At 46.6% G+C, this 13682-nt stretch carries 17 protein-coding genes; 4 read left to right on the forward strand and 13 right to left on the reverse strand.

The features are described 5' to 3' along the window. Nucleotides 1-6 precede the first annotated feature (6 nt). The 12 genes from ABH09_RS01745 to rsmI all read right to left on the reverse strand — a co-directional run bounded on the left by ABH09_RS01745 (nucleotide 7) and on the right by rsmI (nucleotide 9888). Nucleotides 7-630, reverse strand: a complete 624-nt coding sequence (locus ABH09_RS01745; RefSeq protein WP_253714972.1) for a TP0733 family outer membrane beta-barrel protein — start codon at nucleotides 628-630, stop codon at nucleotides 7-9. 137 nt (nucleotides 631-767) lie between these two features. Then, entirely contained in the window at nucleotides 768-1331 is a 564-nt protein-coding gene (locus ABH09_RS01750; RefSeq protein ID WP_253714973.1) for a hypothetical protein, read from the reverse strand. Nucleotides 1332-1343: 12 nt separating this feature from the next. After that, on the reverse strand, nucleotides 1344-1940 hold the full coding sequence (locus ABH09_RS01755; protein WP_253714974.1) for a hypothetical protein: 597 nt from the start codon (nucleotides 1938-1940) through the stop codon (nucleotides 1344-1346). 2 nt (nucleotides 1941-1942) lie between these two features. After that, entirely contained in the window at nucleotides 1943-2410 is a 468-nt protein-coding gene (locus ABH09_RS01760) for a hypothetical protein (RefSeq protein ID WP_162662228.1), read from the reverse strand. Next, nucleotides 2407-3429 carry an RnfABCDGE type electron transport complex subunit D gene (locus ABH09_RS01765; RefSeq protein WP_253714975.1) on the reverse strand — a complete coding sequence of 341 codons (1023 nt, stop codon included), beginning with the start codon at nucleotides 3427-3429 and terminating at the stop codon, nucleotides 2407-2409. Before ABH09_RS01765 ends, ABH09_RS01760 begins: the two co-directional genes overlap by 4 nt. Then, nucleotides 3419-4696: a 4Fe-4S dicluster domain-containing protein gene (locus tag ABH09_RS01770; protein ID WP_253714976.1), complete on the reverse strand. Its 1278-nt coding sequence runs from the start codon at nucleotides 4694-4696 to the stop codon at nucleotides 3419-3421. The genes ABH09_RS01765 and ABH09_RS01770 overlap by 11 nt, the downstream gene beginning before the upstream one ends. Further along, a complete protein-coding gene (locus ABH09_RS01775) occupies nucleotides 4693-6150 on the reverse strand; it encodes a hypothetical protein (RefSeq protein ID WP_253714977.1) in 1458 nt (485 codons plus the stop codon). The genes ABH09_RS01770 and ABH09_RS01775 overlap by 4 nt, the downstream gene beginning before the upstream one ends. A 3-nt stretch (nucleotides 6151-6153) precedes the next feature. Further along, the gene (locus ABH09_RS01780) at nucleotides 6154-6639 is read right to left on the reverse strand and encodes a divergent PAP2 family protein (protein WP_162662235.1); all 486 of its coding nucleotides are present in this window, start codon (nucleotides 6637-6639) and stop codon (nucleotides 6154-6156) included. Nucleotides 6640-6660: 21 nt separating this feature from the next. After that, nucleotides 6661-7590, reverse strand: a complete 930-nt coding sequence (locus tag ABH09_RS01785) for a TrmH family RNA methyltransferase (RefSeq protein ID WP_253714978.1) — start codon at nucleotides 7588-7590, stop codon at nucleotides 6661-6663. A 3-nt stretch (nucleotides 7591-7593) separates the two neighbouring features. After that, complete coding sequence (locus ABH09_RS01790; RefSeq protein WP_162662239.1) at nucleotides 7594-8742, reverse strand: iron-containing alcohol dehydrogenase; 1149 nt, start codon at nucleotides 8740-8742, stop codon at nucleotides 7594-7596. Nucleotides 8743-8896: 154 nt separating this feature from the next. Continuing rightward, entirely contained in the window at nucleotides 8897-9181 is a 285-nt protein-coding gene (locus ABH09_RS01795) for a flagellar biosynthesis anti-sigma factor FlgM (protein WP_162664711.1), read from the reverse strand. A gap of 47 nt (nucleotides 9182-9228) precedes the next feature. Beyond that, nucleotides 9229-9888 (reverse strand): 16S rRNA (cytidine(1402)-2'-O)-methyltransferase, encoded by a 660-nt coding sequence (gene rsmI, locus ABH09_RS01800; RefSeq protein ID WP_253715719.1) that lies wholly within the window; start codon nucleotides 9886-9888, stop codon nucleotides 9229-9231. Between the two features lie 474 nt (nucleotides 9889-10362). Between rsmI and yqeC the strand changes: the two genes are divergently transcribed. The 4 genes from yqeC to ABH09_RS01820 are packed head-to-tail and all read left to right on the forward strand — an operon-like array spanning nucleotide 10363 to nucleotide 12865. Further along, nucleotides 10363-11133, forward strand: coding sequence for a selenium cofactor biosynthesis protein YqeC (gene yqeC / locus ABH09_RS01805; protein ID WP_162662241.1), 771 nt, complete (start codon nucleotides 10363-10365; stop codon nucleotides 11131-11133). Nucleotides 11134-11182: 49 nt separating this feature from the next. Further along, nucleotides 11183-11956: a selenium-dependent molybdenum cofactor biosynthesis protein YqeB gene (yqeB, locus tag ABH09_RS01810; RefSeq protein WP_253715720.1), complete on the forward strand. Its 774-nt coding sequence runs from the start codon at nucleotides 11183-11185 to the stop codon at nucleotides 11954-11956. A 9-nt stretch (nucleotides 11957-11965) separates the two neighbouring features. Continuing rightward, nucleotides 11966-12529, forward strand: coding sequence for a 4'-phosphopantetheinyl transferase family protein (locus ABH09_RS01815; protein WP_253714979.1), 564 nt, complete (start codon nucleotides 11966-11968; stop codon nucleotides 12527-12529). Nucleotides 12530-12571: 42 nt separating this feature from the next. Continuing rightward, the gene (locus ABH09_RS01820; protein WP_162662247.1) at nucleotides 12572-12865 is read left to right on the forward strand and encodes a hypothetical protein; all 294 of its coding nucleotides are present in this window, start codon (nucleotides 12572-12574) and stop codon (nucleotides 12863-12865) included. 78 nt (nucleotides 12866-12943) lie between these two features. On the opposite strand, the gene ABH09_RS01825 is transcribed toward ABH09_RS01820, so the two are convergent. Then, nucleotides 12944-13627, reverse strand: coding sequence for a metal ABC transporter ATP-binding protein (locus tag ABH09_RS01825; RefSeq protein WP_371922136.1), 684 nt, complete (start codon nucleotides 13625-13627; stop codon nucleotides 12944-12946). Between the last annotated feature and the right edge of the window lie 55 nt (nucleotides 13628-13682).

Consider the following 13682-nt stretch of genomic DNA (forward strand, 5'->3'; position numbering starts at 1 on the left):
TCCTTTTTAGAAGTGATACCGGGCTGCAAAGCCGATATTCAAGAAATTGCCCGTACGATTAAAGCTTGAATCTTTATACCATTGCGGAACTATATCCCATGATAATTCGCCGCCGAACGACCATTCGGGGGAATACTGATAGAAAACGCCGGCTTGCGGTCTAAAGAACAAGCTGAAATACCGCGTACCGTTATAGGATTGAAAATCGCCGCCGATCCCGAACGTGAGCGGAATACGGAATTTTTCGATTGCAAAGGTGTATCCTGAATTGATTGTAAAGGGAATGGCAAAATAGAGATTGCTGCCGCGCGTTAAATGAAAGGTAAAAGCAATATCACCGCCGATGGAAACTCCTTTCGTCAGATAGTGAGTATAACCGAGGAAGATGCTGCCACCCGGATAGATATTGGGTTTAATCGCAAACTTATTCGGCGAGGTATTAAAAAGCGGTATTCCCAGCTGTAAACCCATGCGGATAAACTGATCGCCCTTCCGAATAGGTTCATAAACATAAGCGGCAATAGGGGCTTGCGCAGACGGCGTTTCCGGTTCTTGAGTTTCGGCAGCTTCTTGCGCAAAAGTATTCCATATCAAAACAGAAAAAAAGAAAAATAACCAACAACGTTTCATAAAGGAATTCAACTCCATCTCATTTCATAGGATTGGGCATCTCTAAAAACTCAGGTATAGATTTGTAAAAGACCCCGATAAAACAATATCAAAATTATCTTGTAAAGTATCTCTAAACAATCACCCTGTACCATAAGTTACAGAAGTGCCGGTGTTAGCCATGCAACGTCCCATGCATAGAGCGCTAATGCAATCAACCCCATACTGATGAGTAATAGTGGGGCATTTTTCCATTGCGCGCTGACATTACTCTCCTCAACTCTCCGTCTGACAGCGCAGAGTATAAACGACCAAACAAGCATACTTACTAAGGCGCTCACCAGAATAGCAATCAGTTCGATATAGGTGAAAGCCTGATAGAGGGCAAAGATAACGGTACCGCCCGAAAACAAGCGTTCCCGTATCAGCCGACTTTCAGAATGTTTAAAAAATATTCGGTGTACGGCCAGATCGCACAGATATACGATTATCAATGCGGCAATCGGCGTTATACTTACGATATCGAGCGGTAATAAAATAGAAAATTCAAGCAGCCAGCTGAGTGACGCAGAAATGAGCATTACCGCGCCGTCCCGTAGAATAAACGGAATCACTGCGCAGGTTGAACGCGCATTCATCGAAAGGCGTTCCAAACCGATACCGTGCAAAAAGACTAAGGAAGCAGGAAAAGTATAAAAAAAGATCAAGGATGCAATAAACATACGGAGTCTCTCCTACTGCCGGTTTCGATACGATTCATCGGTTTGGAACGGCAAAAGTTCACCCTTATGAAAACTGCGGAAAAGCCAGAGTGCAACACCGAGCATCATAAGAACGCCGGCGCTGCTCCCCAAAAACTTAAGCGGTAAAGGGAACGGGATAAGCGTAATACTGAATAAGCCGGAGCGAGCAGGTAAAGAAACCGTACCGAACACCACGAGTTCCCGCAATATCGAAATAACCGCTAAGAGAATTGAATAGAGTATCGGCATTTCAAACGGATATTGGCTTGAATCATACATACCGATGCTGATAATCAGTATATACGAAAACCCAACCATATATATGTATCTTTCGAGGCTAATTGCCATCACGGGAAAAATTGCCCCTACGATTTGCGCATATAATGCTGTCGCAAGAATAATATCAAGGAAGAGTATAATCTGAGAAAATTTATCAATTTTAAAATAAGCGATAAGCATCTTACTTACTATTCCGACCGCCAAAAGAAGCCAAAATTCCGCAATAAAGATCAGACCTTCAGCAAAATGAGCTACGAGAGGGATGACCGGACATAAACCTAAAAAAAAGACAACCGATTTATTGACCATAATTATCGCTCCTGCTTCTTCATTAGCGTGCCGATTTTATTCCGATGTATTGCAATAGCTGATTGCGTTATCCCGTAACTCTCCGCCTGCTCCGGAAGAGCATCAACCCCTGCAAGTCCACAGAATACACAGCCGCTCGAGCGTTCATAAAAAAAGACGGCAGGATAAACGCCGTACTTACCCGTTATTGGAAGCATAAATACTAACGCCTCATGTCCGGAGTATGTTGCGGACAATACGGCTCTAAATGGCAAGCCGGATAATCTTGAATTATCCTGTCCTAAGATAATTATTTGCTGCCCTTTAAAGCCGGGATATGCCCGGCAAAGCTTTTCTGCAGCGGCGGTCAAACATAAGGCATCCGCTTTTTTCCGTAGATATGACAGCCCAAAAAATGAGGCTAAGAATACAAGCACAATTCCGGCAAGTGCAGCATATTTTTTTAAAAGGTGTTTTGCAGCATCGGTCATAATGCACCTCGTCTTCTTTTATAAAAATATGCTTCCAGCCACTCGATGAGGGGCGTGAGACAACCAACAAATAAAACGGCAAAAGGGATACCGGCCGGTATCGCACCGGGACCCGCAATACAAAAAGCGAAGATGCCGGTCAATATGCCGGTGATAAATCTCCCTTCCCATGAACGGGGAATGGAGCCGCTGTCGTTCATGACAAAAAAGGCCGAAAAAAGAGCGCCGCTCGTCAGTATCGCAGATAATACATCACCCTGTCCGTATGTACTTGTGTGCCCTGCGGAGGGAAACAAATATACAAGCAGGCCGTAGACGATCAAAAAAGTAAAAGGAAGTGTTTTATGGATCGTTTTTACTGACAACAATACGATTGAAGAGCATAACGTTAAAAGATTATATCGAAAAGCCGGTATGGCGGATGGATAGTGAAGAAAAAGTCCGATATACCCTTCCGGAAGTGTTACGTCAACTTCGTGCAAAAATGTCGAGTTGAACATTGACGTTATATATTGATCGGCCGGTGTCTGCAACAAACCGGAGCCTTTCAGGGCGGAAAAAACACTGCCTTCGGAGATTATCCGATTGATACTGGCCGGTTGTACAAAGCAATCGGGCTTGCACACTGCAGCAATGCAGGCGGCAAGCATGACCGGATTAATCCATGAGAAACCTTTTCCGCCGAAAACACCCCAGCTGAAAAAATAACTCATAAACGCGATCAAAAAGCTAAAAACGAAGCCCCCGTTAACCGGTAGGAAAAAACCGATCAACAATCCGGTTACGAGCGCATGAATATCAAAGGAACTTTTTCCTTGCATATAACCGATAAGAAAAGACGCAAGCGCTGCTGCCGCTCCGGCAGATATGACCAGAAAGATACTTGCAAAATCGTGCATAATGCCCATCGCGATAAGCTGAAGCGATAGGAGGCTCAGCACGAGTATAGCGGTTTGCCGCGCATTCATACCGGTATAGATGTAGGGTGCAGGGGAAATTATCATACGATTATAGGGCATGGCCGGCTCCTTGCTCTGCTGCCGATTTGATAATCGCGCTTAACGGAATACGTACCGGACATACTGCCGAACAACAGGCACAACCACTGCATAATGCAATAGAACGCAGCGTTTCGGCTGTGTACCGATCCCTTTGAATATGGCGCACCGTATTTATGGGGTCGATATATGCAGGGCAGCTCCGCAGGCATTGTCCGCAGTGCCCGCATTCCTCCAGTTGTTGTTGAATATCAATATCTTTCCCGACCGCGTGGATCGATTTAATTCCCTTGCCGGCAGGTAAGTCTAAACTGTCAACCAACGTTCCGCGCAACAAACCGTTAATAATGATATGTGTATTTTTGCTTTTAAAGCCGCCGCATTCTTCTATCAGGTGTCCGATCGGTGTCCCGATGCGTACTTTAATAACCTTGGCGTGTTCCAATGTCTTGCCGGTAAGGAGCAAATACGTTGTCAACATCGGTTGGTTTTGTTGCACCGATTCATAAACCGACAACGCAGTCGAAGCGTCGATCACGACAGCATCTCTTTCTGCCGAGCGTGTATGGGCAGTTCCTGCGGGATAGGTTTGCGAGACAGTAATATGTGCAAGGTCTCGGTCGGGGATAACGGTTCCGATCGTATCAAAGAGGGCACGCTCTTTCTTTTCCGTGCCTGTTTCTACAATGATTTTTGCGGCGCCCATCGCATGAGCGATAATGTTGATTCCTTCTGCGACTTCGCGGATAAACCGGCGGGCTAAAAAAGAATCCAGTAAGCAGGTAGGGTCTTTATCGTAAAGCATAACGGTTAGCGTTTTTATACCTTGCTTTACCGCCGTTCTAATGTCTTCTGCAAGAGAAATCGTTTCTCCGGAGGTATTGACTAAACCGGCAAGATCGAGAAAGTGAATCAGTCCTGTCTGATCGCTTTGCTTCCATAAATACGGAGTGCGTTGCTTACCCAATATTCCAAAGCTGCCCCCTGTTTTGATATGAAGTCCACGGAATGAATGGCCGTTTGGCAGCTGCGTATCGACAATCCCCGAAACAATGCCGGGAACCGAGGCATGAACATGTGCTGATGCGCTATTTCCCGCACGAGCAATCATCTGCCCTTCATTTACAGACTCTCCTATGGAGACGAGCGGAAGGCCACTCGTTTGTGTCCTGAATGCAAGCGGCACCAGTGCATATTGCGGCAGAAAAGCGTTTCCTTCAAATTGGGGCTCTAAGCGGATATATTTCGCTTGCTGTTGTCCCCGTTTAAACCGTATAAATTCTATCATCGTACCTTGCTCATTATAATCAGAACACAGGGAAATAACAACGTACCGAGGATAATAAAAAATGAGGTAAACGGACTCAGTGTAGATACGTGTAAGGGGCAATAGGCAGCAGCTAAAAAACCGGTCTGAGCTATCAGCATTTTCTCTAATGGGAGCAGTACCAGCCGTTCATTCCTTAATGCGCGGAGAATAAACACCGTATCGAAGGAGTATATAACTTTTTCTTCACGATGCAGTCTTCCGTTCGAATTCTCATAAAAGGAATCAAAGTACACCCGCATATTCGAAGTAAGTGGTTGCAGCGATTCATGCACATTTAGGTAGGGCAAAACAGCCGTATACCAATAATCTTCTATATAGTTACTTAAATCGGGAAGATAATCTTGCGGCCGCGATGCCTGCACGGTGAAAAAGCCGGAATCGGTAAACGGAATCGGCTGCCGTGAAACCGGCTGGGGCGCACTCAATTTAGCGGCAGCGGGACTCAAACGGTTCGTTGAGAACACAAGCGGTATAATCGCAGACACCAGCAGCAAACAGCCGGTTAAAACGGTTGCAGTAATTGCATATCGTGTGTTCCAAAACTGTGCCCATGATTGCGGATGCATGGCAAACAGCTTTAACGAAGGATGTTGACGGTACTGCTCCCAATAGGTCTCTTTCAGCTGCAAAAAGCTGTATACGGAAAAGAGTATGCTTGCCGATAACAGCAGCGCCAGCAAGAAAAAGCACAAGGAAACTACTCCACCGATAGCCGCAGTCAACAGCGGGGCAGCAGGGAGAATCAGCATGAATATATTATGCTTTATCCGCTCTTTAAGTTGCTTCCACTGAATAGTCAATTCGTTTTCAAGAGCTTCCAGCCAATATGCGGCAGTCAATATACTTAACAGGGCAGTTGCAGACGATAAACTGTTTTTAATACAAAAAGCATAACAGACAAAGCTGGACGCAGCGGCAAAAAACAGCAATTTTTTACGGGAACCGGCAATGCAGTAGGCAAACAGAATAAGCGCAAGAAGTCCTTGTATCGGACTATATGGAATAGCAGCTTCAAGAAAGAAATGAGCTCGTTTACCGTAGAGCGAAAAATAGAACGAAAGGTATTTAAAAATCGAAGTATATGGAAGGTACAGATATTGATATCCGCCGTCGTCATCGCGGAACCATCGGGTATAACGGCCGATATCGGTAAATGGAAACCGTTCATGCCGGCCGGTTCCTAGTAATGAAAAGCGGTTTGAAACGGAAAACTCCGATGCAACTCCCGATATACCGGCCTCTTCCGCAGCTGAAACATACGGTTCAATATCGTCCGAGCAGGGAACCGCTGCTATCCGGTATCCAGCCCATACAGGAGCATAAAAACGGAGAGGAAAGATGATAAAAAGCAAGAGAATTCCGGTTGCGATGAACGCCGACAAGAAATATAAAAAACCGTTCAGCCGCTTCATGGGTTACACTGTATAATAGAGTGAAAAATAACTTCCGATTACAACACCGAGAATCATACCGGCAAAGACTTCAACAGGGGTATGACCTTGAACTTCTTTCACGGGCTTAAAAGGGATGTCCATTGTTTCGGCCATTTTAGCGCCTACTTCGTTTAACATTTTTGCTTGAAGGCCGCTTGAGCGGCGGACGCCCATTGCATCTCTAATAACAATCATCGCAGAAAAAATAGAAAAAATAAATAAATCCGAAGAAACGCCCTGTTTAAAACCGATTGCAGTCGAGAGAGCTGTCACAAGAGCAGAGTGACTTGAGGGCATACCTCCTGTGCGCCATACCAATAAGTCGAAAAAGACCGGCAGAGAATGTACTGATGAACCGCAAAATCCGATGAATGTTTTGATGAATTGACTCAAAAGCCAGCTTGTAATCGCCGCTAAAAAAATCGGATTTTGGGCTATAATTTTAACTTGTGTAAAAAAAACCTGCATCTTGTGGACAGTTTTGTATAATTAACAGCTTTTGTCAAGCACCGTGTCTTTTAAAGAGGCTATCCAGTATTGCATGAGAATGCCGAATGCCACCGCGACATTGAGCGAGGCTTTGATGCCTTTCATCGGAATGCTGACAATACCGGCGGAAACCTTTTTGAGAGCTTCTGCGCTAAGCCCCAGTTCTTCGGAGCCGAGCAGGACGATGCCATGCTTGGGGAAAGAAAAAGAGGTAATCGGAGTGCCACCGGTTTCAAGCGCAAAGACGGGTAAGTCGGCAGGCAGGGATTCAAGCGAGCAATACTCCCACGGCAGAAAGTGGGTGCAGCCCATTGCCGACCGTTGCGCACGGGGTTGTTCGGGTGAAACGCAGCCCTCCGACAAGAGCAGCTTTTCCGCACCGAAAGCCTCTGCGGTACGGAATATGGAACCGAGGTTAAAAGGTGCGCGGATATCTTCGGCATACACATATACCCCCGGATAAAACGGGCGCGTTATCGGAAGCACTGCCGAAGGCGCAGCGATCTGTGTTTCTGTATCAGACACTGCCGGATTCGGCGCGGTTGTATCGTGCTTCGGTGCATCGGTTCCGTAGCGCAGTCCCGGAGCAATTAAATCCCATTCGGAGGGCTGCACACCGCTCTGGCGGTACAGCGCATGGCGTAGTGCATTAAACAGTATACGGTAATCCCCTGCGGTCAGCATTTCCGCACGTAAGGCGGATATATAGGTTTTGACGGCAGCGGTAATAACGGAATCGGACGGATACATTGACGCAAGGTGCGTGCAAAGCCCTTCGATATAAAAGGAATCGCACGAAAGCGGAGTAGCCGAATACGGCAAATCAGAAGAGCATGCAACGCATTCGGTTTCGAGAGTCTCGATGATTTTGATAATCTTGCGTATTTTTTGAGTATGAGGAAGCCGAACAAGCTTAAAAAGCTCGATCATGTACTAATATGCTTGTTTAAGTAGCTCAAACACATCGTCGCTCCGCATCGGTTTGGGGATATAATTCATAAAACTCAGCGAAACGGCATCTTCAGAAATAGCAACCAGCTGCTCAATGGATAAACCGATATCTTTTAAGCGGGTAGGTAGATTTGCTTGAGCCAAACGACGACGGATTTCTTCGATAGCAGACTTTGCTACATAAAGCGGATCGACACCGCGTGTATCGACATTCAGCATCCGCCCGATTTTTACGAGCCTATCGAGGCTCGATGTTTGTGCATTTGTGAGGACATACGGCAAAAGGATTGTTCCGACTACCGAACTGGAAATATTATAGCGGCTTGCACATGCAAGGGCAATGGCGCTACCTAATCCGGGACTGGAAAAAGAAATGCCTATGGCGGTTAAACAGGCTGCTTCTGCAATAACCGTTTCGCGGGAAGCACCGGTAGCCCGTCCGTACTGCGGATCAAGCGACAATAAGAAGCGGTCAATAGCTTTCCCTAAAATCGTTTCCGACAAAAAGTTTGTTTTTGAGGAAATATATCCTTCAAATGCAATACCGACTCCTTGAAGAATGGTTGCTACGGTTGCATTCGGCGCAAGGTTTGAATAACAGGCGGTATCAAAGACGCAGAGTTTACAAAGGTCATTGCGTACTTTTAGCAAATGAATTTTTCGGGAGCGCACATCGACAATCGGGCTGAACGGCGTAAAAGTGAACGGTTCCCTACAAGTAGCCGGGACTTCGATGAAAGGAAGCGGCTCTGCTGTACAGGGTTTTCCTTCGATAAAGTCATAGATTGAGCCGGACTCATTGTACAGCGAGGCAACAGCACGACCAATAGCAACGGGTCCCATACCGCCGGATGCAATGACGGCATCGATAAAAACTCCGCGTGCAAGGCCTAATGCGTTTTCAATGATATCGGAGTCGGCGGAACGTTTTACACCGTCGAATACAAGAACGGATATACCCCTTTCTTCCAGTGCATCAATAACTTTTTTAGCAATACCGGTTTCGTGCAGCAACGGATCAACAATAAATAAGAATTTTTTTCCGAACTGAACAGCTTCCGCACCTATTTTTGCTATGGAGTAGCTTCCGAGGATAATATTTGATGTAAGCTTAAAGGTAAAATTAGACATACTCGTATTCCGCCCTCATTTCAGGTTTTTCGGGAAAATATATTAGCGGGAACCTCTAAAAACTGAAGTTTTTAGAGGTTTTCCTTGATTTTAATTTGCGATTAAAATTGCGTTAAAACGACACACCACGGCTTCACCGTACTGTCACACACTTTTAGAGACCGTAATCGTCTAATATCTTGTCAGCAACAAGTTCCAAGAGAGCATTATTTATATATGAAGGATCTGCAAACTTTTTCTTTACCTCGGCAACCTTATCCTCACGAATATCCGGCGCATTTCGTACTGCTTCCAATGCAATGTTTGCATCTGATAACACCCGTGCTTCGTTTGAAACGGAAACGGCATCGGCTTTACCGACCACCTCAGCCCTCTGTGTCCGTTGAATAGGTTGTACAGGTTTTACAGGATCAATTCCGTTTAGTCTATCAATCGTCATGTTTTCTCCGCCTTCCATAGCTTTTATCGGCATTTTTATCAAAAAAATTAAGTCTTCCCTGATACAAAAACAGAAAACTCGCCTTTTATCGATTGCCGCTCCTGTAATGTATGTAAAATATCCGAAACCCGTCCGGATAAAATTTCTTCATGCAGCTTGGTCAGCTCGCGGCCGACAACAACCTGTCTGTTGCTATCAATATCGGCAATATCTTGTAGGAGCTTGATAATTCTAAACGGGGATTCGTAGAGTACAAAACCCGTTTGCATATCGAACAACTCCTGAAGCCGTCGCTTCCTCCGCCCCTGTTTAGGGGATAAGAACCCCTCAAAAAGCACCGATGAGTCGCCCATTCCCGCGATGCTGACCATAACCGCAAATGCGGAAGCGCCCGGGATAGGGACAACAGGATACCCTGCCTCACGTACCAGCTTGACGAGAACGGCGCCGGGATCGCTCAAAGCCGGAGTACCAGCATCGCTCGCATAAGCGACATCTTTACCTTCAGCCAATAGGCTGATAATCTTCTGTGCGGCCTCTGCTTCGTTCTGCGACCGGCACGAAATAAGTGGCTTCCGTATCTCAAAATGGGTTAAAAGCCCCAGCGTGTGCCGTGTATCCTCGCAGGCAATATAGTCGGCCGTTTTGAAAATTTCCAATGCCCGCACTGTAATATCGCCCAAGTTTCCAATCGGTGTTCCGACTATATATAACGATGCCACGACAAAAGTATACTGCGTTTTATAGGTTGTCGCAAGTCCATGAATCGTGTATCTTATTTATATGGGTACGTTTCTTTCACCGCTTTCATGGTTTATATTGGTATTTATCGGTATACTATTAATGGGGATCGCTTATTTCTTATTTACTTTTAAAAGTAGAAAAATAGGGGATGCAAAATATTTGCCGAAAGGAAAACCGGGAGCCCCCGGCGTCTGCCCTATTTGCTGTACTGTATTAAAGAAAGGGGAGCAGTTAAAAACAAAGGTTTACCCATCGGAAGGAACCGATAGCTTATGCTCAATCTATGGGTGTCCTCACTGTTATCCGATAATCGAGCCCGATGCAGACCGTTTTTGTCCTGTGTGTAAAGCGCCTATTCCAGCCGATTCATATCTGATTGCCCGGTTATTTGACCGCAGTAAAACAGATAAGCATGTCCATATTCTCGGATGTAGAGCATGCCGGCACGCATAAACCGACAATGTCGTATCCTCAATTTTAATCGCAGAAGTATATGCCCCCTTACGGAAAAACTCCGCCTCCGTCGCGGTGATGTCGTCTCGTTTATCGGGAGCGGCGGCAAAACTACGTCTATGATTACGACGGCGAATGAACTCGCTGCTTTGGGGTTGCGCGTTGCGGTAACTACTACTACAAAGATGGGCGTACGCGAAAAAGAACGGCTTAATGCTGCCGTGTCCTTTTTCGGCACGGAGGCAGGAGGAAAGTTGAGTGCACCGCCGTCAGGGGTAATCGAGAGTCTCTGCGATAACTATGATGTTGTTTTAATTGAAGCGGACGGCAGTAAACGGCGGGCGGTTAAGGGCTGGAACGATACCGAGCCTGTCATTCATCCTCGTACCACAAAGACGGTGGGACTTATTTCCACGCGGACGCTCGGCAAGCCGGTGAATGAAACATGGGTTCATCGGCCGGAACGGTTTTTAAACATTACTACCGCAAAGATGAACAGACCGCTGCGACTTACTCATATTATGCAAGCGGTTTTTCATCCGAACGGACTTTTTTTTAAGGCACGCGGTACCTGTTTTGTACTCTGTATCGCGCCGAGGAGCGAACATGAAGCAATCCTCACCGCTTATTATCGTGCGCGGGGCAGGCGATTTAGCCAGCGGGGTACTCGCAGTAATCCATATCTCAGGTTTTCGTGTCCTTGCACTGGAAACCGCAAACCCATCCGCCATCCGCCGCACCGTTGCGTTCAGTGAGGCTGTTAGGCTTGGGCGTTGTATAATAGAAGGAATCGAAGCGCGCCTTATTGCAAAAGAACAAGCCGCAGCTATTTTGTCTGCAAACGATGGTGAATCCGGTGCCGATACTACGGTCGCTCTGCACGGTTCAGAGGCGATTACAACCGTCTTATCAGGTGCAGAGGTGATTGCAACCGGTATCAATACTCTTGCGACCGAAACCGGCGCCGCGACCGACTCCAAAGCAAATCCTATAAGTTTTATCCCGATTGCGGTTGACCCTACAGGAGAACTGATCGACATTTTGCACCCAGCTGCCGTCGTAGATGCCGTCATCGCAAAGAAAAATTGCGGTACCCGCCTCGATATGGCGCCGCTTGTGATTGCGCTGGGGCCGGGCTTTACCGCCGGAAAAGATGCGCATATTGTTATTGAAACAATGCGCGGGCATAATTTAGCGCGATTGATTTATCGAGGAACGGCGCTTCCCAACACCGGCGTTCCCGGACTGGTCGGCGGAGAAAGCGTCTTGCGGGTTATCCATGCACCGGCGGAAGGTACGCTGCGCGTTATACACGATATCGGTTCTTCCGTTACCCGCGGTGAAGTCATCGCTCGCATCATACAGGCGGACGGTAGCATTATCGATGTTGCCGCTTCGCTTAACGGGATAATCCGCGGTATGCTGCCCGATGGGTTTGTCGTTCGCCGCGGTCTCAAAATGGCGGATATAGACCCGCGCCTTACCGAATTGAACAATTGCTTTACCATTTCCGACAAGGCACGCTCACTCGGCGGGGCGGTATTGACGGCGCTGCTATCCCGCGGTATCGTACCATGAGATAGAACAATGACGGAGCTGTGGATTTGCAGGCATAATGGGTTATCTTCAGAACAAGAGCGCACGCAAGCAAGAAAATTGTTGAAGGCTGCGCTTGTCGAACGGATTCCTCATTGTCCCGATCAGCTCCGGTTTGAATACGGAAAGTATGGAAAGCCGTACCTGAAAAATGCAGCGCTGCAATTCAGTTTATCGTATACGCATAGGGCATATATTATTGCATTATCCGATGATGAGATCGGAGCTGACATTGAACGGCTGCGCGCTGCAAAACCGCATGTTGCAAGCCGCTGCTTTACCGATGCCGAAAACAGCTATCTTTACCAAGACATGACATTGTTTGATAAACGGTTTTACGAGTTGTGGACACAAAAGGAGGCGTATCTCAAATACACGGGGGAGGGGTTTCATTGCTCACCGAAAAGCGTTGATGTTTTAGCCCAACCTATTTACGAATGCCTCTATACGTTGACGGATGATGAGGTAATAATCTCATTATGCGGTCGAAACATACATCCCGTTTCGGTGTATAAGGTTTCCGACAAATGGAAAGAACCGCTAATGACCGATTGAGTTTTTAACGCTTCTATAAATTAGAAAGTAAAGAGGTATTTTATGAATCAAAATACGGCGATACTGTGTGTTATCGGCGCTCTTTTGCTTATCATGTCGATAAGCTGGATTATCAACCTTGTACGGGCAGCTAAAAATAAGCATCCGTTGCGCTGGCTGGGGCGCGTAGTATATATATCAGGCATCATTTGTATCGGTTTGAATGCAATCCGCAGTTGGCGAATCTATGAAGATAGCGCCGGTATCGTTATCGCAGCTCATGTGATCGCTCTATTCAGTATTTTATCGGCATTTATCCGGTCTGAACGGCAGTACGATGAAAAAAACGACTTCTGAATACGATCGGATATCTACAGGTACCCTTTAAATGCGTCGAACAACGGTATTAATCGACGGCTGTGGGCGCTTAGTTTTTTAAAGTTTGGCATCCGCAGTATACGGCGGGCGGCGGAAGTGAAGGAACTCCGCCGCGTATTTTTGCGGATTGCATAAGTGTCCGCATCCGTTTGCAAGATGAAAAATATCGGTTGAGTTGAGTACTGCCGCGTCGAGGTTATGCTCTACGGAGATAACCGTAAGCCCCTGCTCAGTATTTAATTTTTTAATAAAAGCGTAGATTTCCTGCTGGCTCTGTATGTCGATTCCTGTTGACGGTTCGTCGAGGATGAGTAAATCAGGTTTCCCGATAAGCGCGCGCGCTATATACATCTTTTGCAGCTGCCCGCCGGACAACGTTCCTGCCAAAGCATACTTATAATCGAGTAGCCGGACATCCGAAAGATAGCGGTCGATAACGCCTTTGTCGTGCTGCTTGCGCAATATCCGATACGAGTTTAACGTTTCGTAAACAGTAATGGGAAATCCCGTTATCGACGCTTTTTTTTGCGGTACATAGCCGACACTGCGCGCTCCGCACCGGATACTGCCCGTGTTGGGGGTTAAAAGTCCGAGAATCAGCTTTATCAACGTACTTTTCCCCGTACCGTTTTCGCCGACAATTGAGATGTATGCTCCTTTCTTAATCGTAAGGCAGAGATTTTCAAATAATGCTTTTTTACCGGCGCCGTATTTAAAAGATAAGCCTTGAACACAGACCATCCCGCATGCATCTCCGTGCTCGTGTGCGGGAATAGAGGCCGGTTGAAGAGATTCT

Origin of the sequence: Treponema sp. OMZ 803, assembly GCF_024181165.1 — a bacterium.
Lineage (GTDB): Bacteria > Spirochaetota > Spirochaetia > Treponematales > Treponemataceae > Treponema.